Below are 21,502 nucleotides of genomic sequence, written 5' to 3' on the forward strand. Positions count from 1 at the left end.
TTTGCACAATTCTGGAACAATCAGTCAAGAAAGGAACTGACTATGAAAGCTGTGGTCATGAACGGCGTGGGCGATAGCGACGTTATGGAATTCGTCGAGCGCCCAGAGCCTGTGGCAACGCCCGGACACGTTATCGTTGAGGTCCGCGTGGCAGGTGTGAATTTCATGGATATCGGCGTTCGGCAGGGCATGGCGTGGACGGAAACCCCGAACCCGAAAGTGCTTGGCGTCGAGGGCGCCGGCCGCGTGCTCAGTGTTGGCGACGGCGTTACGGATCTTGCCGTGGGCGATCACGTCGCCTGGGTCTATGCCCCCGGAAGCTACTCCGAGCGGCTGTCGATCCCGGCAACGTCGCTCGTCAAGGTCCCCGACTTCATTGATGACCGAACGGCCGCATCAATCATGATGCAGGGCCTGACCGCCAGCCACTTTGCCACCGATTTCTATGCCGTCCAACCTGGGGACATCGCGCTCGTTCATGCTGCAGCGGGCGGCGTAGGACTGCTCCTGACGCAGATCATAAAGCTCCGAGGCGGGCGCGTCATCGGGCGCGTGTCATCGAAAGACAAGGTCGCCATCGCGCAAAATGCCGGCGCCGAGCACGTGATGGTCGATACAGAAGGAGAGTTTGTCAACGAGGTGCTCCACTTCACCGGTGGTCGGGGAGTGGACGTGGTCTATGATGGCTCCGGTCCCAAGACATTCAAAGCGTCTCTCGAAGTACTGCGGCGGTCAGGAACGCTCTGTTGGTATGGCCCGGTGCTGGGTGGGCCGAGCCCGCTCGACATCATGAGCCTGCCGAAAAGCGTCAAGATCGGCTATGGCGTCTTCTTCGACCATATCCACTCACCCGAACTCTTTCGCGAGCGCGCCGGCCGGCTTTTCGATTGGATCGCGGACGGGTCGTTGAAGGTCACTGCAGGGGGAAGCTACCCTCTCAAGGATGCCGCCCAGGCACATAAGGACATGGCCAGCCGCAAGACAACTGGCAAGCTGCTCCTGATTCCAGGAGGGTCGTGAACAACCCACGTTTGGATGAGCAGTCGACAGCCCCGACAACCATTCTTCCGTGTCGCTTGTTTGTAAATTGGCCGCGATATCCTGAGAGTTACATCCAACAGGTCGCGACGGGAACCAGGCGGACTGCGAGCATCGCTCCTCGGGCGGGGTCGCCAGGTTAGGTACCGCCGCCGCGCACAGCTCACATCTTTGACACACCAGTGAACGAGCAATATCGATGATCTCCCCGGAGATGCTGCGAAAACTCCATCCTGTCCCTTAGCGATCGGGAGAGATTCTCACTGAAGATAATGCTCAATGCAATGAAACTTGGCGCGTCGGCTGGCTCACGGGACGCATGGGCGGAGCGTTGCGCGATATAAGTCGCGCAACCAACCGTCCAGATGCCGTGACCACATCTATTATGGCGTCGTAATATTCCTCATCCTTGGTCAGCTCATCTACGACCCGTTGACCGTAAGCGACGGCAGCCCCATCCGATGAATACTTTCGACCGACTTCGTCGCGGCTAACGACGCCTGCTGTATGGATATTAAATAGATAGCGGCGCATGAGATCCCACTCCGTACGTGACGCCGCTGCGCTGATGAAACCGAGCGCGCGGCAGGCGACAATTCGAGGCTTGACATGAGCGCGCAACTTATCGCGCCCTGGCCGCCTTGTCGCGTGACAGGAGCGTGACGGTGACATTTACGGCTATCGTGCCATGGTGCACTGGAAAAGCGGTGACCACCGTGCAACGCCGCATTCCTCCAGCCCAGGGGCAAGGTCAGCCGAACGCTGCGGTGATCCCGACACTCAATTGGCGTGGGGTGCTACGCGCCACACCTTGTTTCCGACATCATCGGCGACCAGCAACGCGCCGTCGCGAGCAATCGCAACGCCCACCGGCCGACCCAAAGCCTTACCTTCGGCGCTTAGGAAACCCGTGAGGATATCGCGCGGCGGGCCGGACGGCCGGCCGGCGGCAAAAGGCACGAAAATGACCTTGTAGCCGCTGCGCGGGATGCGGTTCCATGAGCCGTGTTGACCGACAAAGGCACCGCTTTTCATCTCCGGCCCGAACAGATCGCCGGTGTTGAAAGTCAGGCCGAGTGACGCCGTGTGAGGCCCGAGCGCGTAGTCAGGCTTGATAGCGACGGCCACAAGCTCCTGGTTCTGGGGTTCGACGCGATCATCAACATGTTGGCCATACCAGCTATAGGGCCAGCCGTAGAAGGCACCATCTTGTACGGACGTCATATAGTCGGGCACGAGGTCAGGGCCGATCTCATCGCGCTCATTGACGACGACCCAGAGCTGGCCTGAATCAGGCTGCCAGGACAACCCATTGGGGTTGCGAAGACCGGATGCGAACAGCCGCGTCTGTCGGCTGGCGAGGTCGATCTCGTGGACCGCGGCTCGTCCTTTCTCCTCATCCATGCCATTCTCGGCTACGTTGGAATTGGAGCCCACGGTTGCATAGAGCTTTGTTCCGTCGCGGCTGGCGATGACATCCTTTGTCCAGTGATGGTTGCGACCTGAAGGCAGGTCGACGATCTTGTCAGGCGCCCCGGTGATTTGCGTTGCACCTTCCTGATAGGGAAAGGCCACGATGGCGTCGGCATTGGCGACATAGAGTGTGCTGTCGAGCAATGACATTCCAAAGGGGGAGTAGAGCCCAGTGATGAACGGTGTCTTGGTTTCCGCCACGCCGTCACCATCTGAATCACGCAGAAGCGATATGCGGTTGGCGCTCTTCGTCTCGGCACCGGCTCTAGCCTGGAAGAGGCCCATGAAGAAGGCCCGGATCGAAAAGCCCTCGTCGGGCTTCGGCGGCGCATTGCTTTCGGCCACCAGAACATCGCCATTGGGCAGCACATGGAGCCAGCGTGGATGCTCCAGATCGCCGGCGTATTCCTTGACTTCAAGCCCTTGCGCCGCGACGGGCATTTGCCCATTGGGCCAGGGCGTGGCCTCGGCGACGTTCACGGAGGGCAACCACTCCGCTTTCGGTTCAACGAGAACCGGATCCGGTCCATAGGTCTGCTCGATCGGCACCGTGGCTTCATGCCGGGACAGCGCAACTAAGCCCCCACCCGCGGCAACCACAAGCGCAGCGACAACAAGAACGGTGATCAGCAGCTTTTTCATGACCGGCTCCTCAATGACCGAGCCAAACGATTTCGGCACGAAGGTGTTTCAATCCTCAGGAGGCAAACTCGAAAAATATGCCGAAACATTCTCGATATCTGCGTCAGACAGGTATTCTGCCGCTTTCTCCATCAAATGGCTGAACGGAGTTCCCGATCGCGAGCCTTCGCGAAAGAGCTTCAGTTGTGCCGCGAGAAATGCCTCGGGCTGACCGTCAAGCCTTGGGTAGGACGGGTTACGTTGCGAATTTTGGTGGCAGCCCAAGCATGCCGGAACTTTTTGGGCGGGACGGCCGTGCTGCGCAATCTGCTCGCCCTGCCCCACCCGATCGTCTTTTAGTGGTTGCACCACCGCATTGCGCTTCAAAGCTGCGAAATGGCTGGCAAGAGCGCTAAGATGCCCCGGATCCACCGACTGCACGGGAAGTTGCATCATGCCGCTTGGTCTACGTCCCTCGAGATAGGCGTTGAGGCTTTCGAGCAGATAGGCCTCCTTCTGTCCTGCAAGAACAGGCGTGAGCGGGCTAAAGCCCATCCCATCGGTCCCATGGCAGCGGGTACATTCTGCCAATGCATCTTCAAATCGGAACGCATGCATGGGTGGCTGTGGCCTCTCGCGATAGGCGAGCAAACGATAGGTGGCCGCATCCATAGCCGGAAGCTTTCGCAGGAACGCAACCATGCTCCAGATTTCGTCGTCGCGCGCCTGGGTCGGCCACGCCGGCATGCCGGTGAAGCGAACCCCGTGCTTCACGATGCGAAACAGTTCTGCGTCCTCCCATTGCTCGACTACAGCGGAAAGATCCGGCGGTCGCGGCAACATCGCAAGTGCTGCTGGGGACCGCGGTTCGCCCGGCGCACCGTGGCAGGTAGCACAGCCACGGGCAAAGTGACCGGCTGCCGGTGGGATGCCGTTATCAGGTAGCCTCTCCGGGGCATCAACGGCGAGCGCATAGGTGCGAACGGCCGAACGCATGGCAAAATGCAAAAACCACTCGGTTATTCTCCAATGGCCGGAAGACGCACCGACGTTGAAGAAGCCGATCCAGGTGGCAAAAAGGACGACGATCGGCAGGATGGCGAGCCCGACGGCCAGGTGCTTCCATCGAACATGCATCAGGCGACCCTCCGGTTTGGCTCTGCAAGCAGACCGGAAAGCAAGGCGACCCCACCTGCGAGATAGGCTGCGGCGCCAACCATCAGCATGACAACGGCGCCGAGTTGCTGATCCTGAGCCGCCGTCAAGGTCGTGCCGAAACAGGTGACATCGCCAAATTGATAGAGCGTGCGTGGGCTGAGCGCCAAGAGGGCGCCGAGGAGCGTCATATGAACGCTCGTCAGCAGCAAACCGAAGGTGCCTGCCGCATTGCTTGAAGACCTGTTCGTGCTCCCGGCCGCAAGACACGTGGACCATAGGAACAACCCGGCGGCTAGAAAGCAGGCCTGCTCAAGGGCGGTGCCCCAAAGCGAACTCTCCGCCAACCGACGTGCAGCCGGTGCATGCCAACCCCAGACCACCAGGAGTTCGACGAGCGAGGCGACGATCGGCAACCCGGTGAGCACGGGCCGGCGACAGCTGGCGAGACGGGGAGCAACACCTATAGCGATCAGAGGTGCTGCGACTGCTACGACCCCCATGTGCGCGAGCATGTGGGCGGTAACCGAGCCGCGCCACGCACTCAAAAGCGGGCCAAGCCAGATAACGGCCAAAAGGAGGCAACCATTCGCAAGCCAGAGCACCCTCATCGCAAGCACTCCGAAACAAAGATCGTCGGCAGTGCCGTCATCAGGACGGCGACGAAACTCAAGCCGGCAAGCAGCAAGGTTGCAAATCCCTGAAACAGAAGGCGATCGTGGCGCGTCGGATCGTCATGCGGAGGATCGTGCGCGCCGAAGCCCCACTGGCGCCACGCAAGGAACGCCGAAAACCCAATGGCTGCGAGCGCTAAAACCGTGATGACGGCGATGCCTAGGCGCAAGGATTTGAACTCCATCGCGAACAACGCTGGTTTGGCACAGAAAATCGCCGCGCTGGCGTAGCATATCAGGAAGTGCCCGGCCCAGATGGCCGGCCCCGTGAACAGCGTCCAGAACGTTTCGATTTCCCTTGGCAGCAGACGCATTAAAGTGCCTCCGGGAAAAGACCGATCACGAAGAAGGTGATGAGCGCCGTAATTGCCAGGAAATGCCAGTAGAGGGCCACGTTGCGCAGGTCCATGTCGTGGGTTTTCGTAAGGCGCCCGGCAAGGCTTCGCGCAAGACAATAGGCTAGCATGACAGCGCCGACACAAGCATGAACGACTGTCCAGCAAACCAGCACCCAGACGATGGCCGGGTAAACATGTGCGGTCGGGTTCATGGCGTGCAACCAGGGCCCCGCGATGCCAGCCGCGGATGCGACGACCGTCAGGGCGAGCGCCACGATCAAAGCGGCACGCGCGAACGCCGTACGCGCGAGGGCGTTGAAATGTCTTGCAGCCAAGGTGGCGAGCCACGCAAAGACAAAGAGCGCTGCCGAAACCAGTGGCCACATCATCCCGGGACCAGCTGATCCCGCCGTGAAGTCTTCGTGTATCGTCCAATAGAAAAAATAGCCGAAGATCAGGCTCGCAAAGGCGGTGCTGTCGCCCACCATCGTGATGAACATGGCCCACCAGCCGACTGAAGACGGACCGGATGCGTAAAGCGGCAAGGCGAGCCCAACGCCGACGTCCTTGTGCGGCTTCTCGGGAATTTCCCCGGTCCCCGTCCAAAGCCAATAGAGGATCGCGCAGAAACAGGTGAAGGCGGCGACGGCCCCTGCGACCCACCACTTAAACGTCAAGGCGATGAACACGGCACCGAGCGAGAAGGCCGAGAGGATGGTGACCTTTGAGGTGCCGCCAACGCGCAAGACCTGTTCCGGCCGTGCATCGAGCACGGAGGTGACCAGGCCTTCGCGACGCCCTTCCTTGGCGTCGGGAAGATACCATCGCCCCTCGCTGATCTCGCGGGCAAGCGTCGGTTGATCCCAAAGTGGATAGCGGCTCGAAACGAAGGGAACGGAGCGCACACCCCAGTTTTCCTCAGGCTCGCTGACCCATTCAAGCGTTCCGGCATTCCACGGGTTTTGTTCGGCGCGAGGCTCCCGGTGCTTAGGGCGCAGGACATCCCACACCACGATCAAAACGCCGAAGGCAAACACGATGGCGCCGACAGACGACACAAGGTTCAAGAGGTTCCACCCAAGGTCGCCCGGATAGGTAAAAACCCGACGCGGCATGCCGAAAAGGCCGGTCAGATGCATTGGAAAGAAGGTGACGTTGAAACCGACAAACATCAGCCAGAAGGCAATGCGTCCGAGCGTATTGGACAGGCGTTTTGCATCGATAAGGGGGTAATAGTAGTAGATCCCCGCAACGACCGGGAACAGCATCCCTCCAATCAGGACATAGTGGAGGTGGGCAACCACGAAGTAAGTGTCGTGCGCTTGCCAGTCGAAGGGCGCAATTGCCACCATGACGCCGGTTAGCCCGCCGATGACGAAAATGGCGATGCCGCCTGCCCCGAACAGCATTGGAGTAGAAAGGATGACGCGGCCCGCAAGCATGGTGGCAATGAAGACGAAGACTTGAACCGCCGTTGGGATCGCCACTGCCTCGGAAGCGGCCGAAAAGAAGGCAAGCGATATCTGGGGCAGTCCTGTCGCGAACATGTGGTGTACCCACAAGCCGAATGACAGGAAGCCGGTGCCGACCGCGGCAAGCACGATCCAGGAGTAACCCACGATCGGACGCCCCGAAAAGGTCGGAACGATCATCGCCATCAAGGCAATCGCCGGCAGGAAGATGATGTAGACCTCCGGATGGCCGAAGATCCAGAAAAGGTGCTGCCACAGCAGCGGATCGCCGCCGCGTGCCGGATCGAAGAAGGGCCAGTCGAACATGCGCTGCATTTCAAAGAGGATATCGCCGGCAATCAGCGGCGGAAATGCAAAGAGGATCATGCCGGCGACAATCAGCAGATACCAGGCGAAGAGCGGCATCAGATTGATGCGCATGCCGGGTGCGCGACATTTCATGATCCCGACGATGAGCTCCACCGCCGCTGCAATCGAAGCCACCTCGATGAAAGAGAGGCCTAGCAGCCAGATGTCGGCGCCAATGCCGGAAAGTTTTTCGTCGGTTGCCAACGGCGGATACATAAACCAACCGGAGGAAGGCGCTGCATCAAAGAAAATCGAGCCGCACACAAAGATGCCACCGAGAAAAAAGCTCCAGAACCCGAACGCGCCCAGTCGCGGAAACGGCAACTCTCGAGCCCCGATCATCGGCGGCAACAGAAAAATCGCCACTGCCTCGAAGATTGGCACGGCAAACAGGAACATCATGACGGTCCCGTGCAGCGTGAATAGCTGATTGTAGAAGTCCGCAGAAACCAGATCATTGTCGGGCATGGCCAATTGCGCCCGCATAATCAATGCCAGCGCGCCGGCAAAGAGCAGAAAGATGAAGGCGGTGGACGCATACCACAGCCCGACCTGCGTGTTGTTGACGCTCGTCCAGTAGCGCCAGCCGTGCGGATTCTCCCAGACTTTGCGCAGCCGCTCGCTCTGCGCTGCGCGCTCCTCTTCACTCGCGCGGGCGCCCGGCTCGGTCATCTCAGTCCTTTCAGCCAGGCGGCGATTGCACGGATATCTTGCGGCGCCAGCATGGAGAAAGCGGGCATGGCCGCACCCGGCTTGATCGCACCCGGGTTCGCGATGAAGCCAGCAATGTTGTCCTCGGTGTTGGCGACGATCCCGGCTCCTAGCATCTGCCGAGACCCTAGGTGAGAAAGATCGGGTCCAGCCGCGCCTGCGGCCTCCGTGCCCGCAACGCGATGACAGGAGCCACAGCCATGGCGCAAGAAGAGAGCACGCCCCTCTCCCGCGACGTTTATCGAGGCTTTCGCCTGGCTGGCAAGCCATGCGTCGAACGCGTCGGGTTCCATGGTCACTGCGGTGAGCGCCATGAATGCGTGAGACGTCCCGCAAAATTCGGCGCACGCGCCGCGAAATACCCCCGTTCTTTGCGCCATCAGCGAAAGGCGGTTTTCGCGACCCGGGATCATATCCATCTTGCCCCCGAGAGAGGGTATCCAGAAGGAATGGATCACGTCATCGCTCTTCAGTAAAAATTCTATTCGCCGACCGACCGGCAAGCGGATCTCGTTTGCCGCTGCGATTGTGAGGCCGCGATGGACATAGACCACCTGCCACCAATATTGCCTGCCGGTGACTTCGACCCGAAAATCCGTAGCATCGCGAAAAGTCGGCGAAGGTCTAAGCGTCGGCATTAACCAGAATGCATATGTCAAAAGGGCAAAGAGCGTCACAGTTGGGAACACGCCGCCGCCCCACAGGACGAGCCGGCTTGCGGCAGGCTCTGCGAAAACTCGTCTTTGACTGCGCACGGCAAAGCAGACGAAGGCGACCACCGCGAACCAGATCGCGGCTGCGCCGAAGGACATGACGACAAACAGGGTCAACGTCGCCTCTGCTTCCGAACCCGCAGGGCTCAACGCGGATTGAGTGCCCTGGCAGCCAGGCAGAGCAACCGCGATTGAGGGCAGCCTTTGGAGCAATTTTCGTCTTTGAGATCGGAGGCGTGGCGTTTTACTGTCCTTTCCAGAAGAGTTGATCGCTTAACCCGAGCCTCCCCGCAAAGTTCCAGAAAGCGTTCCCGCGCCGATTTTAACTTCTCGGGATTGAACGGTGAGCTACGCACCGCTCTCGACAGGGAGGTTCCGATGCTCGTTGCCGCTTACGGCCTGATCGGTAAGGATGCAATCTGCGATTGGCGATGGGCACAATCAAGGGCGGACAAATTCGTGCGCGTTATCGAATTTGCCCATCGCATGACGGCGTTCCGCCCGATTGAGCGAGGCGCGCCGCATTGCCGCAGGAACCGAAGAACGGCTGCCGCCACTCCCAAAAGCAGAGAAGACTTCGCGACGCGATCGGCATTCTCCTGAACGCCAAGATCGCAAATCCTCAGCGCGCGCGGGGATCGCCTCTGCCCCTAGCAAACAGCAGGCGTCCGCAAGGTTGCGGTCAGTCATAATTTCCGGCCGTCAGCCAGAAGGGTTTTCGTTTTCAGGCTTGTTGGCCTCTCCCAAGGCGCTCTTGGCACCCTCGATCGCGCCCTCGGCAGCTGCACCAGCCGTTGCTTGAAGCTGGCCGCGAACGCGATCCGAAACCTCGCCAGCGGTCTCATCCTCAAAGTCCGTTGCGGGGAGTGCCGCTCCGATGGCCGCACCGATCGCAAAGGCCAGCGCTCCGCCAACCAGAGGCTGATCTCGAAATGTCTTGAGCATGGCGGCATTCAGCTGCGCCCCGTGATCCTGAGCACTCTCATGGGCGCTCCGAATGCTGTCGGCTGCTGACCGGGCGGCATCTGAAACGGCACCGGAGACACCGCTGGCCGCCCCCTTCACCTCGCGCCATGTCGCTGATGCCCAGCCGGTTGTTTCATCGAACAAACTGCCTGCCTCATCCCGGATTTCCGCAATCGCCTGGCCCGACGTATCGGCGAAACCGCGATAGACGGTTCCACTTGGATCGACGAAGTGACCGGCCCTTCGGCCGGCCGCATCGGTCTTCGCGCGAAAACGACTGCCGTCCTCATCCTCAAAATGGCTGTAGCGCTCGCCAAAATTTGCCTCGATCGGTCCGACCCGTCGCAAGTTGCCCTTTACTCTCGCAAGCGGGTAATCATCCACTCCCTTCTCAACGCCCGACGCTTGAGGCGCTCGCGAGGCGGGATCGGCAAGGAGCCATGCAAGACCGATCCCTGTCAATGCGACCGGGATCGGGTTCGCCTTCATTGCCCCACCCAGATTGTTGAGGAAGTCGGCACCTCCACTCCTTCTGGCATAGGCGATGAATTCATCCATTAATTCGCCAGGCGACATTCGCTCTTGAATGGCATGCAGTTTTTCTTCAATCCTTTGACGGTCCGTCTCGATCTCCCGTTGAAGGTCGGCGGACGAATGCATGTCGACGTTCATTTCACTGTCTCCTTGGCCACGTCCAGGTCGCGCTGGAGCGACGCCGTCGTTTTTTCAAACCGAATGCTGCGGTTTCCGAGCCTGGCAAGGCTGCGCGAAATCATAACCCACGCGAGGACGCCGACGACAAGACCAACCGCGACCGCTGAGAGCGCATGGGCATTTGCCTCTTGCATTCCCTGCTGCATCAAAAAGGCGCCCAGACCCTCGACCACAGCGCTCAGAAGCACGCCGATCGCGGCAATAGCAAAGATAAGGCCAACCATGAGCGTCTCGATGCTGCCGATCGCCCGGTCAATATTCTCGCTTGCCTCGGCCTTGGCGAGGTCGATCTCCTTGCGAAACAGTCCGGCTATATCGGTCACCAGTCCCGTCATCAGGTCGGGTAAAGAGCGGTCGTCACGGGGGTTATGCATCGCGGAAGTCCTTTTCAAATGACCAATCGTCGCCTGCGCGGGGGGATGACGAGGAGTTCGATGTCTTGGTGGCCGTTCGCTTTGCCGAAGCGATCAGAAATCGGCTCGCTGCCAGTCCCGCAATCGCTGCCATGCCAAGAAAGGCAAGGGGCTGCTTCCGCCCATAGTTTTCTGCAATCGACGCGATTTCACCGAGATCCCGGTCTTCGCATTCGCGGGCCAGCCGTCCGATCGAATTTCCAAGGTCCTGGGTGTAGCGGCCAAGCCCCGGTTGATCGGAATCGCGAAGTTCAGATCCCACCTTCTCCATGGCGCCAGCAAGACCACGCAATTGGCGCGCCAATGCCCCCTTTTCGTCATCCACGACTTTGGCTGCTGCCGCTTTTGCCTGGCCCGAAAGATCGTCACTCGCGACGTTCTGGTCGACGCGGGGCCGACCTGCATCGCTCTCGCCCCCCCCAGAATAAGGGCCGCCTTCTTGTGAGGGCGAAATAGGTTGCTGTTGTTGTCTACGGTTCTCCGGGTTTTCGATCATCACAAACCTCCTGGTTATCTGATGCGGGCCCTTCGTTGCGCTCCAACCAGCGGATCGCTATCTTGTTCCCTGCCTCATACGGCCACTCGGCTTGGCGTTTGTTCGATCCGAAGGCGCTGCCCAATGAAGACGCTGGGCGACTGCGATCGATCTCGTGGAACAACCCCGCCCTGCGCAGGGATTCCCTCAGCCCCTGCACAGCACCGCGGCGTCCGCCAACTGCGGTGCTGCGAGCTTAGGACTCTACTGACCGATCATGTTGAGGAAGATGCCGTTCCTCTTGCTTTGCTCAAGAAGGGCCTCAACCCCCTCGATGAGGCCTAGCTCGAAAACGGCTTGGAGAGAATTGGGGCAGTTTGGGCGCTCCCGAACTTCAAGATAAGAAACGCTATCGATTTCTCCTTGCAGGCGTCTGCTACCGGAAGCCCGCTATCCCCTGAAGGTTCTTGTCCAGCATGACGACATCGACTGGCGGCCCACCTCTAAGCTCGGCGTCCCTCCATTCGCTCCTTGAAACCTCGATGAGGTCGTGGTGGCAGGAGATTTTCTTGGACCAGGCGTGGGTTTCTATCGGTTGTCCGCATTTTGCTCATGGATTGGAACTTTTCCCGGTCTTTTCGGGTTCACGCAACAACCTTTTCGTGTGGACCAGGTGCGAATGGAGAGGAAAATGAAATGGCTTCCTGTCACCGCAGTTCTTATCGCTGGCCCAGCCTTTGCCCAAAGTGCCGAACTTGAATCGGCCTGCACGTCGGTCGCAAGGAATTTTTTCATGACCGACACGCTGAATGTCGGGGTCGTGCAATCGTTCCCTGAGCTTAAGCCCCCTGGCGTCCGCTTCAAATATTCTGAGAGATCGGATACGAAGAAGGCCGAAATGTCAGATACGTTCGACTGCGAATTCGATCAGCCAAATCCGATCACAAAACTCCTACGCTTCTGCGTCTCCCGGACTTGCTACTCTTCCGACCAGGAAGATGGCGAACGCCGACGCCGATTTGAAGAAATGCAGCTTCTTATGCAAAGAGGCAAAAGCGCCAGAAAATAAGCATGGCACCTTCTAACCGATGGGTCTCGGCGGACGGCGTTCGAGGGCCAACGCTAAACGAGATTTGCGGCGCCAGACATCGGGCGTGCCAGTGAGGCTCGGCTCACGATGGCACGTCGACTATCCGCAGCAATCACATTTCCTACAAAGCAGAGAACGTCCGGCGTTGACTTCTTGATGCTAAAAGCGGCTCCCACCCGACTTCGGCAAATGCAACTTGCGTAAGCGCAAAGAATTGCGGACTAGCCTCCGCTCATGGTTCGAGTGCTCCGGTCGGGAGTGGAAAAGACCAAATGCTTAGGAACCAAAAGCGTTTCGCCGAGTTTGAACATTGCCGTTAACGGGCTGAGAAAAAGGAACCGAACATCATGAAGAACGTACTGCTCGCCGCGGTCTTCCTCGGCGCATCGAGTTTGGGCGCGCTCGCGCAGACCGCCACACCTCCGGCTACGGCAGATGGTGATACGCCTGCCGTGGCAACACCAGACACCACCAATCCAACAGCGCCCGTCGCCGGCGCCAACAGTTTCACGGAAGAACAGGCCAAGGATCGCCTTACTGACGCCGGCTACACCGATGTGACCGGTCTAAAGCTCGACGACAAGGGCGTCTGGCGTGCAACGGCCTCGAAGGACGGCAAATCCATGCAGGTCGCGCTCGACTATCAGGGCAACATTGTTGCCAACTAACTCCAGCAAAGAGGAAATTCCCATGAAAACCGTTAGTGGACTTTTTGACGACTATTCGGACGCCCAAGCAGCAGTGTCAGCCCTTGAAGATCGCGGCGTTCCGTCGGACGACATCAGCATCGTTTCCAACAATGTTGGCGATTGGTACGGCACTGCAGACGAAAGCAACGCGGCTGAAGGCGCTGGAACGGGCGCCGGTGTCGGCGCTGCGGTCGGTGGCATTGGCGGCCTGTTGACTGGTCTCGGGCTCATGGCCATTCCCGGTGTCGGGCCGGTGGTCGCAGCCGGTTGGCTTGCCGCGACCGCGGCTGGTGCTGCCGCCGGCGCGGTAGCAGGTGGTGCCGCCGGCGGGATTATCGGAGCGATGACGGATTCGGGCGTTCCGGAGGAACATGCCCATGTCTATGCGGAAGGCGTACGGCGCGGTGGCACGGTCGTCACGGCACGGGTCGACGACGCGCTCCAGGCGGATGCCGAAGCGATCCTGCGCCGAGGTACCTGGGTGGATCCTGTCCAACGCCGCGCCGCCTACACGGAACAGGGCTGGACACGCTTTGACGAGACGCTCGATCCCTACACCGCAGACGAAGTCGAGAAGGAACGTCAACGTCTCGAGAGCATGCGCTAGTTTGAACCAAGGCGGCCATGATGCGTTCAGATCACCTGAACCGTAAACTGGCCTTCGCACGTTCCTGATGATTGGCAGGCTCTCTCGTCCCGGCGCCCAACTCAGGCGCAACAACGGCACCTGACAAAAGCGCTTAGACGTTTCGTAGAGTTTGACGAAATTGACCGTGGAACGATTTGCATACCGACAGGTTGCGTCCTCCCGGGTGTCGAAAGGAATGGAGCCATGGTTGCCCCGCGAGCGAACTGGAAAGGCTACATCAAGTTCGGAGAGGTCACCTGTCCAGTGGCACTTTACACCGCCGCGTCCTCGTCCGAACGCATCAGCTTCCATAGGCTCAATCGAAAAACAGGCAACCGGGTAAAGCGCGAGTTCGTTGACAGCGAGTCGGGAGAGCCCGTTCAGGCCGACGATCAGGTAAAAGGCTATGAAATCGAGGGTGGACGATACGTCGTCCTGGAACCTGAAGAAGTCGCAGCGGTGGTTCCGGAAAGCGACAAGACCCTGAAGATCGAGGCCTTCATTCCCTGCTCGCAGATCGACACAACCTATTTCGACAAACCCTACTATCTTGCACCCGACAAGATGGGCGGGGAGGCTTTCGGACTGCTCCGTGATGGGATGGCTAAGGCCAAGGTCGCCGCGATCGCCAAGACCGTGCTTTTTCGCCGGCTACGAACCGTACTTGTCCGCGCACACGGCAAGGGGCTGGTGGCGGCAACCCTCAACTTTGACTATGAAGTGCGATCTTCGAAAGAGGCGTTCCAGGAGCTTCCCGACCTCAAGATAGAGGGCGAGATGCTGGAACTTGCAGAGCACATTATCCGCACAAAGAAAGGCAGTTTTGACCCCGGCGACTTTGACGATCGGTACGAGGCGGCTGTTGCCGAGCTGGTCAAAGCCAAAATCGAGGGGCGTGCACTGCCGAAGAAAAAGTTGCCCGTAGCATCCAAGCCCGGCGATCTGCTCAAGGCGCTCCGCGAGAGCGCAGGCATCAATGCGAGCAAGTCGAAGTCCAAGCGTCAAGCGGCCAACGCAAACAAGGGCGCTCGTCGGCAAAAGGAGTCGAGCTCGTCTCCCAAGTCGAAACAGGCGGCAACGTCGCGTCGCACCGGCTGACGGGAGATTGAGCCATGGCTGTCCGCCCGTACTGGAAAGGCTATTTGAAACTCTCGCTGGTGACGTGCCCGGTTGAGATGATGCCGGCCACGTCCGATAGCGAAAAGGTTCGCTTCCACACGCTTAATCGCGAGACCGAGAACCGTGTCGTCAGTCACTTCGTCGATGCGGTAACCGGGGAAGAGGTCAAGGAAGACGATGAGGTCATGGGTTACCAGCGCGGGGAAAAGGAGTACGTCGTGATCGAGGACGAGGAGCTTGAGACCGTCGCACTCGAAAGCACCAGGACCATTGATATCTCGACGTTCACCCCGCGCGACAGCCTCGAGTGGATATGGCTCGATACGCCTTACTACCTTTCTCCGAGCGAACCGGTCGGCCAGGAGGCCTTTTCTGTTATCCGAGATGCGATGGAAGCCCAGAAAATGGTCGGTATTTCACGACTGGTCATATCGCGTCGGGAACGAGCCGTCATGCTCGAGCCGCGTGGCAAGGGGATCGTGCTCTGGACATTGCGCTACGGCGACGAAGTTCGTGGCGAAGAAACGTACTTCACCACCGCGAGCGACGCCAAGGCGGACCCCGAGATGATGCCGCTTGTGCAGCGATTGATAAAGAAGCTGACGAAGGATTGGAGCCCCAGCATGGTGGAGGACCCCGTGCAGGAACGCCTGGTCGACATCATCGCTGCCAAGAAGAAGGCGATAAAGAAACCGTCCAGGGCCAAGTCCAAATCGTCAACCACACCATCGCCACCCAGCAACGTCGTCAACATCATGGACGCCTTGAAAAAGTCGGTCGCAGCGGAGCGTCGTCCCCGGAAATGAACCATCCGCGACCCTTAGACCTTGACGACGGCACGGCTGGCTCTCGTCAGCCCACGGGCAGGTTCTGCACCAGCGCGGTGGGATCGATGACCCTCTCAAGTTCAAAGACATAAAACCGATCGTCATCTCGCATGGTCATCAGTCCCATCAAGCTGTCGTCATTGATCCGTCGAAAATGGTCGACCATTGGCTGGTCGTCATAGATCATGGCCGCGCTTGCGACGCCTTCAAAGACAACCGTTTTGATCGAGGCGACGGGACCCTTTGCCTGAAGGCACGGTTGAAGACGGGCAAAAAGCACGGCGGCAAGGGCCGTTCTTCCAAACGCATGAAAGCGAAGTGCGAGGGGAAGCGGAACCCACTTCGGATCGATGGCTCGCAGTTTTCGCCCACCGACGTGAAAAAGAAGGGCATCGGCCCGCAGATCCGGATTGAACCGTTTGCCGAACCAGCCGAGGTTCTCCAAGACGCCATCGAAGGGATGACCAGTTGGAACTCCCCGACCTTGCCAGAGGCCGGCAAGCTCGCCCGGTTCCAGCGGCGGAAGCCGCAGAAACTGTTCCAGCGCCCGTTGCTGATCATTTACCGCATTGTCTCTCCTCACCTCTACGCCTCCCGGCTTCTCGTTTCAATCGGCCCCCGCGACGCGCCTGCCGCAAATCTTCCAATGTCGGAAACCATCAGCCCCGCTTGAGTTCAGAGGTCGGCGACGTTTTTTCGGGCCAGGTCCTTACCAGTTCATCGAGTGAACCCGCGGCCAGGTAGCCCAGACAATTCCATCGCACCCATGGAGGGAAATAGAGATTACGGACCGTTCTGATATCCGCTAGTTCGCCGTCAGACCCGGTTACGCGCGCTCGTAGGACGATTTCCCATCGAGGAGTATCGGATAGCGCGCCTGCACTTTTTCCATGCCCTTGGCCTTTCCATCCTGCTCCCCCAGTTTTTCCTCTCGACGTGCCTTCCTTGTCTCCGGTTTGCTTCGCTCGGCTTGCGCTTCTGCCCAGCGCCGACGAAGTTCTAACCGCGAACGTCGCTCGGCGGTTCGGCCCTGATTTTGGTAGGGCAACGGCCGCGCCGAAATCATACGGCATCAATCAACGCCTTTTCCGCCGGTCGCACCGTAAACTTCACCATTGACGAAACTTGCCTCCTGCGAGGCGAGGAAGACGTAAATTGGGGCCAGCTCAACCGGCTGGCCGGGCCGACCGAAATCGCTGTCCTTCCCGAAGTTCTTCACTTTCTCGTCAGGCTGGCCGCCGCTTGGCTGCAAGACCGTCCAGAACGGACCCGGTGCCACGACGTTGGCCCGGACACCCTTCTCGATGAGTTGTTTTGCGAGTGCCTTGGTGTAGGCGACGATCCCAGCTTTGGTCGTGGCGTAGTCGAGGAGAATTGGCGATGGCTGATATGCCTGGATGGACGCGGTTGTGATGACGGACGCGCCTGGGGGCAAGTGCGGCTCGGCGGCCTGAGCAATCCAGTGCAAGGCGTAGAGGTTGGTCTTCAGCGTGGCGTCAAAGTCCTCGGACGTTACAAGCGAGACGTTCTTGCGAAACTGTTGTCGGGCCGCGTTGATCACCAGGATATCTATGCCACCAAGCTCGGACAGTGCCCGCGACACCAACGCGCGGCACCAGTCTTCATCCTTCACATCACCCGGCAAGGCGAGCGCCTTGCGGCCCTCGGCCTCGATCAACTCGATAACCTCTTTCGCGTCCGGTTCTTCCTCCGGCAGGAACGATATGGCGACGTCGGCACCCTCCCGTGCAAACGCAATCGCAGCGGCTCGTCCGATGCCAGAATCGCCTCCGGTGATAAGGGCTTTGCGCCCTTTCAGCCGACCTGCCCCTTTGTAGGTTTTCTCGCCGTGATCGGGCTTTGGATGCATCCTACCAACAATACCGGGCATGGATTGTGGTTGAGGGTCAAACGGCGGCGAGGGGTACTGTGTTCGGGGGTCTTGCATCATCAGACGATCGGTCATTGGTAAATCCTCATGTGGCGATTATCGGTAAACTCGTCGATTGGTTTCGGGTTCCCGTCCAGCAATTCGGAGGAACCAAACGACAGGCTCCACTGTTCATTTGACGTCCTCTTCAACCTCTTTTCGCGCCGAGGGAGAAAACGTTCCATGCAATTGCTGCACAGGGTCCTTGCCGACGTGCAGTTGATGCTTCGTCGTCCGCCGAGGTTGCAGTATGCGGCCTTGTGCTACCGTGTCCGCACAGGGCATCCGCTCGAAATACTTCTCATCACCAGCCGGGATACCGGTCGCTGGGTCATCCCAAAGGGGTGGCCCATGAAAGGAAAACGTGCTCATGAGGTCGCGGCAAGGGAGGCGTTCGAAGAGGCCGGTGTAAAAGGGAGCTGTGAGAGGGCTCCAATTGGCCACTACCTCTACAGGAAGAAGTTAGACAGTGGGCTGAAAGTTTCTTGCACGGTCCGCGTTTTTGCGATGAAAGTTGCTGGCCTGCGCGGGAACTTTCCGGAGAAGGGCGAGCGCAAACTTGTCTGGTTCGAATATCGAGAGGCCGCCCGTCGCGTCGCTGAGAGATCCCTACGCGACCAGATTTTACGCTTCGGCAGTGCGACTTTGCCTTGAAGACGCAAACTGCGACGATTCCATTCTCGTACATTTTTGAAGGTTGTATCGTCGTCTGTCGATATCTTGGCGAGCGCTGGCGGACCGACCGTCGCGGGAGGGGTGGGTAGCGAGCTCGACTGCCATTGCGTGGGCCAAAGGAGAGGGCGGAAAAATCCGGATGTTCTCCATCTCCATAGCGGTCGGCTTGACGCGGCCTGCGACCGCTTATCGCTCGGACCTCAAGTCGACGCCCGAGGCCGCGCGATGGCGCTCGATCTCCCTCTTCGCCAGACCGCCCGGCTTGTCTTTCCAACACCGTGATCAGCGCTCGCAGCGCGTGTTTGTCCAGCTTCTCGATACCGACATACTCGTTTCGCCTTGGAGGTCTGAATGCTCATGAAGTTAGGCCTGCATAGCTATGCTGTCGCGATCTTGAGAGTTCTCCAGGACGAACACCATCAACGTGTCGCTTAAAGCAAAAAGCGTCCGGTAAGCCCAGGCAATAACGAGGACAACAGCGGCGATCACACCGGGTGAAAGGTAAACTGCTGGCCTCATCACTTCTCAGGCAGAACGTGAATCCTGTCGATCGCCGAGAACCGACTGTTCCCCTTACCCTTGCGAAGCCAAGCTCGTTCTGATTCCGGCCTCAGTAAACCGCGTCAGCTGCATTTGAGTTGCGTCTTCAGTATAAAGGACATGAACCGCCAAACCGCTTTCGGTGCGCCTTTGAGCCTCCTCATAGGCCTCTTCGAAGCCAACCGGAACCGCGTCTGTTGGCGCGGAGGGATCGTCCTGGGTCAACACATAGAACGTGGAGTTTCGAATATCTGGGGTCATCGGCGCTCTCCTTCTCGCACACCACCAACTGCCGGAGGACGCGATAGTTCCTAGGCGATTTACGTGCGTGCGCTTCTGCTTGGTGCCGTTGAACTTTATCCGCGACCGGCGCGCCTTGGTTCATCCCAATCAATTGGAACGGCTGTCCGGGACGCGGTGTTAAACCGGCCTTTATTCCGCCCGCTTCTTGATCCTCTTTTAAGGAATACTTTCCTTCTACGGAGACTGGCCCATGGCGACCGGCGCATCCCAGCGATTGTACGACGGGGTCGCTGCCGTCGAAACGATGACGCGGTTTGCCATTGCCGTCCTAGCCCTTGCCTCCGGCGTGTACACTTATCTCGGCGTGCGCAGCATCCTGGACGGTTCGCCAACGGCGATCTTCTTCGCAGCGATTATCTACTCGGCCTCCGTCTCGGTCGGCATCTACGCTTTCTGGTCCTATATGGCGCGCTTCTTTCCGCATATCACGACCCATACGGGCCGCGCCGCCATGCTCGGTGTGATGGCCATCGGCGCGGTCATGATCATGGCCATGTCAAGCTGGCTAAATGCTGCTGCACTAGCAGGTTCTGCGGCACTTGAGCAGCACCTGGCCGAGACGGTCGAAGACTATACCGCCGACCTCGACCAGGCGCACCAGAACGCACTTGCTGCCCAGAGTCTTCTGCCCGATATCCAGCGCGCCTCCGAGCGCTTTGCTCAGCTGGCGCTGTCGGAACGGCAATCGGGCGCTCTGACCGGTACGACCGGTTCAGGAAGCGTCGTTCAGTTGCTGTCGCAGATGTCAGCGCAGATGAAAGATCTAGAGAACGGCATCAACGCCTCGCGCGAACAGGTAACGACGTTGTTCGAACAAGGACAAAAGCGGCTTGAGACCATGCGTACGCTGGTATCGGCGCCCGGCGCCATTGAACCGCGTGCCGATCAGTTCTCCTCCGAAGTCGTCGCGCTCACCGGGGTCATAGCCTCGCTCGGACAGACTTCAATTGCCCCTTCGATCCGTCGCGCGGCCGATGATCTTTCACTCGGCTTTATTGCACCTGTCGCCGACGGTGGCGATGCCGACCTAGTTGACCGCCAGGACAGGGTAATGGCGACAGTGCGCGCTTCAGTAGCGGCCCAGTCGAAGGTTCTGTCCGACGCCGCTGACGAGATCCTTGCGCGCGCACCGGTAAAGGAGCGAAGGTTCGTTCCACTATCGTCCGCCGAAGCAGTTTTGCGCTACGCTTCGGACTTTATTCCAGCATGGGCTGGCGCCATCTCCATCGATCTCCTGCCCGGTGTACTCGTGTTCATTCTTGCAGTCGTGCACGGCGCGATCCGAAAACAGGAAGAGAGGATGCCATTTGCCGAACGCATCACGGCAGCCGAACTCGTGCAGGCACTAGAATTGAAGCGTGCGCTGGCGGAAAGCGGCTCGGATCTGATGGAGGTTGCCGCCGAGCTTGAAGCGCAGAAAACTACGGAAGAGGCAAACAACATCACAAACCTCGACCCGAGAATACGTCCCAAGGATCGCCCACATGAGGATCGATGAACCGATCAAGGCCTTGAAGCGCCTCGACGATGGCACCGCGATGCGAGGCGTGTTCTATCTATTGCTGTCGGTGACGGCGATTTTTCTCATTATCGACGTTCGCAACATGGAAACCAGCCCCAAGCTGTCAACCCCCGACCCAGCCTACCAAATCCCTTTCCTGCCGCCTGCAGGAACCAAGGGGGATCCGAGCGATGCTGCGCAAAGCCCATCGAGCCCGGCCGAAGTGCTGAACAAGCCGATGACATTGGAACTTGGCCCCGGCGGCGTCCTGCTTGTCGAAGGTACCTTCGATCCAGGCGCGTCTTTGCGCTTTGCCAGAGAGATCGAAGTTCGCGGCGAGTATGTAAGAACCGTCGCGCTCAACTCCCCAGGCGGCTCAGTGGACGACGCGCTGGCAATTTCCAAGCTGATACGCGAAAAATCGTTGACGACGAAAGTTGTGTCGAGAGCACTCTGCGCATCCTCGTGTCCAATCGTGCTTGCAGGTGGCGTTGAACGCCTCGCGGAAAAAGACGCGGTGGTTGGAGTGCACCAGCTATTTAACGTCAGCAACGTCATACCTGCCGCAGACGAGGTCATGTCGACCACACAATCCGCCACCGCACGTGTCGCCCGCCATCTCGAGGCGATGGGCATTGCTGCTGAACTCTGGTTCAACGCTTTGGAAACGCCTGCGGATCGCCTTTATTATTTGACGGCGAAGGAAATGGCTGATTTTCGACTGACGACTACGCCCGCTTCGAGTTCCAGGAAGAGAAGTTAGGTCTCTACCGAGGATCAGCTCTACGCTAGGGCATGGACAATGGCGGGCCTCTTTGGTTGGGAATGATGGAGCGCAGGAGGGCGCAGCGATATCCAATCATTCAGGTTACGAAAGAACGGCGGCCAATCGAGGGATTAAACGCGATCGGACACAGGAGGACTTAATACCGATCTTAAAGGCGGGCGTAGAGATCAGCGCGGGGTCGCGCCTCTTGACGCCCATTTCCTGGAAGCCGCCTCATAACGTTTCTGGGATCGTGTGCCGCAGCTTTGGCTGTCGAAGCAACCGCTGGCGCGATTGATGGATTTGCGTTCGCCTGGCGAAAT

21 protein-coding genes are annotated in these 21,502 nt (G+C 59.1%); 9 read left to right on the forward strand and 12 right to left on the reverse strand.

Annotated features, from left to right (window positions below; genetic code table 11):
• The first annotated feature begins 42 nt into the window (after positions 1–42).
• A complete protein-coding gene (locus ASD63_RS10780; RefSeq protein ID WP_060529256.1) occupies positions 43–1,020 on the forward strand; it encodes a quinone oxidoreductase in 978 nt (325 codons plus the stop codon).
• 798 nt (positions 1,021–1,818) lie between these two features.
• Here the strand turns inward: ASD63_RS10780 and ASD63_RS10785 are convergent.
• From ASD63_RS10785 to ASD63_RS35005, 9 genes are all read right to left on the reverse strand, one after another.
• Positions 1,819–3,153 carry a sorbosone dehydrogenase family protein gene (locus ASD63_RS10785; RefSeq protein WP_034800423.1) on the reverse strand — a complete coding sequence of 445 codons (1,335 nt, stop codon included), beginning with the start codon at positions 3,151–3,153 and terminating at the stop codon, positions 1,819–1,821.
• Positions 3,154–3,201: 48 nt separating this feature from the next.
• Positions 3,202–4,269, reverse strand: a complete 1,068-nt coding sequence (locus ASD63_RS10790; RefSeq protein WP_244497226.1) for a c-type cytochrome — start codon at positions 4,267–4,269, stop codon at positions 3,202–3,204.
• The gene (locus ASD63_RS10795; protein WP_034800324.1) at positions 4,269–4,898 is read right to left on the reverse strand and encodes a cytochrome c oxidase assembly protein; all 630 of its coding nucleotides are present in this window, start codon (positions 4,896–4,898) and stop codon (positions 4,269–4,271) included. Before ASD63_RS10795 ends, ASD63_RS10790 begins: the two co-directional genes overlap by 1 nt.
• A complete protein-coding gene (locus ASD63_RS10800; RefSeq protein WP_060529257.1) occupies positions 4,895–5,275 on the reverse strand; it encodes a hypothetical protein in 381 nt (126 codons plus the stop codon). The genes ASD63_RS10795 and ASD63_RS10800 overlap by 4 nt, the downstream gene beginning before the upstream one ends.
• Complete coding sequence (ctaD, locus tag ASD63_RS10805; RefSeq protein ID WP_060529258.1) at positions 5,275–7,791, reverse strand: cytochrome c oxidase subunit I; 2,517 nt, start codon at positions 7,789–7,791, stop codon at positions 5,275–5,277. Before ctaD ends, ASD63_RS10800 begins: the two co-directional genes overlap by 1 nt.
• Positions 7,788–8,660, reverse strand: a complete 873-nt coding sequence (gene coxB / locus ASD63_RS10810) for a cytochrome c oxidase subunit II (RefSeq protein WP_234798837.1) — start codon at positions 8,658–8,660, stop codon at positions 7,788–7,790. Before coxB ends, ctaD begins: the two co-directional genes overlap by 4 nt.
• A 585-nt stretch (positions 8,661–9,245) precedes the next feature.
• Entirely contained in the window at positions 9,246–10,181 is a 936-nt protein-coding gene (locus ASD63_RS10815) for a DUF3618 domain-containing protein (RefSeq protein WP_034800319.1), read from the reverse strand.
• A complete protein-coding gene (locus ASD63_RS10820) occupies positions 10,178–10,597 on the reverse strand; it encodes a phage holin family protein (RefSeq protein ID WP_034800315.1) in 420 nt (139 codons plus the stop codon). Before ASD63_RS10820 ends, ASD63_RS10815 begins: the two co-directional genes overlap by 4 nt.
• Positions 10,590–11,132, reverse strand: a complete 543-nt coding sequence (locus ASD63_RS35005) for a nutrient deprivation-induced protein (protein ID WP_143106284.1) — start codon at positions 11,130–11,132, stop codon at positions 10,590–10,592. The genes ASD63_RS10820 and ASD63_RS35005 overlap by 8 nt, the downstream gene beginning before the upstream one ends.
• Positions 11,133–11,802: 670 nt before the next feature.
• Between ASD63_RS35005 and ASD63_RS10830 the strand changes: the two genes are divergently transcribed.
• The 5 genes from ASD63_RS10830 to ASD63_RS10850 all read left to right on the forward strand — a co-directional run bounded on the left by ASD63_RS10830 (position 11,803) and on the right by ASD63_RS10850 (position 15,443).
• Entirely contained in the window at positions 11,803–12,180 is a 378-nt protein-coding gene (locus tag ASD63_RS10830; protein ID WP_034800313.1) for a hypothetical protein, read from the forward strand.
• A gap of 368 nt (positions 12,181–12,548) precedes the next feature.
• Complete coding sequence (locus ASD63_RS10835; RefSeq protein ID WP_029742951.1) at positions 12,549–12,869, forward strand: PepSY domain-containing protein; 321 nt, start codon at positions 12,549–12,551, stop codon at positions 12,867–12,869.
• A 22-nt stretch (positions 12,870–12,891) separates the two neighbouring features.
• Positions 12,892–13,497, forward strand: coding sequence for a general stress protein (locus ASD63_RS10840; protein ID WP_029742952.1), 606 nt, complete (start codon positions 12,892–12,894; stop codon positions 13,495–13,497).
• 225 nt (positions 13,498–13,722) lie between these two features.
• Positions 13,723–14,616, forward strand: a complete 894-nt coding sequence (locus ASD63_RS10845) for a Ku protein (protein ID WP_060529259.1) — start codon at positions 13,723–13,725, stop codon at positions 14,614–14,616.
• A 14-nt stretch (positions 14,617–14,630) separates the two neighbouring features.
• The gene (locus tag ASD63_RS10850; protein ID WP_034804412.1) at positions 14,631–15,443 is read left to right on the forward strand and encodes a Ku protein; all 813 of its coding nucleotides are present in this window, start codon (positions 14,631–14,633) and stop codon (positions 15,441–15,443) included.
• Between the two features lie 46 nt (positions 15,444–15,489).
• Here ASD63_RS10850 and ASD63_RS10855 read toward each other — a convergent pair whose 3' ends face one another.
• Both ASD63_RS10855 and ASD63_RS10865 read right to left on the reverse strand, forming a co-directional pair.
• The gene (locus ASD63_RS10855) at positions 15,490–16,047 is read right to left on the reverse strand and encodes a DUF4334 domain-containing protein (protein WP_060529260.1); all 558 of its coding nucleotides are present in this window, start codon (positions 16,045–16,047) and stop codon (positions 15,490–15,492) included.
• 489 nt (positions 16,048–16,536) lie between these two features.
• Positions 16,537–17,430 carry an SDR family oxidoreductase gene (locus ASD63_RS10865; protein WP_034800441.1) on the reverse strand — a complete coding sequence of 298 codons (894 nt, stop codon included), beginning with the start codon at positions 17,428–17,430 and terminating at the stop codon, positions 16,537–16,539.
• A 147-nt stretch (positions 17,431–17,577) separates the two neighbouring features.
• On the opposite strand from ASD63_RS10865, the gene ASD63_RS10870 reads away from it, so the two are divergent.
• Positions 17,578–18,048: an NUDIX hydrolase gene (locus ASD63_RS10870; RefSeq protein ID WP_034800443.1), complete on the forward strand. Its 471-nt coding sequence runs from the start codon at positions 17,578–17,580 to the stop codon at positions 18,046–18,048.
• Positions 18,049–18,642: 594 nt separating this feature from the next.
• Here the strand turns inward: ASD63_RS10870 and ASD63_RS10880 are convergent.
• A complete protein-coding gene (locus ASD63_RS10880; protein WP_034800447.1) occupies positions 18,643–18,870 on the reverse strand; it encodes a hypothetical protein in 228 nt (75 codons plus the stop codon).
• Positions 18,871–19,102: 232 nt separating this feature from the next.
• Here ASD63_RS10880 and ASD63_RS10885 point away from each other — a divergent pair, with 232 nt between their 5' ends.
• Positions 19,103–20,410 carry a hypothetical protein gene (locus ASD63_RS10885; RefSeq protein ID WP_060529262.1) on the forward strand — a complete coding sequence of 436 codons (1,308 nt, stop codon included), beginning with the start codon at positions 19,103–19,105 and terminating at the stop codon, positions 20,408–20,410.
• Positions 20,397–21,176, forward strand: coding sequence for an ATP-dependent Clp protease proteolytic subunit (locus ASD63_RS10890; protein ID WP_029742847.1), 780 nt, complete (start codon positions 20,397–20,399; stop codon positions 21,174–21,176). Before ASD63_RS10885 ends, ASD63_RS10890 begins: the two co-directional genes overlap by 14 nt.
• Positions 21,177–21,502 lie beyond the last annotated feature (326 nt).

This window comes from Ensifer sp. Root558 (assembly GCF_001427045.1).
Lineage (GTDB): Bacteria > Pseudomonadota > Alphaproteobacteria > Rhizobiales > Rhizobiaceae > Ensifer > Ensifer adhaerens.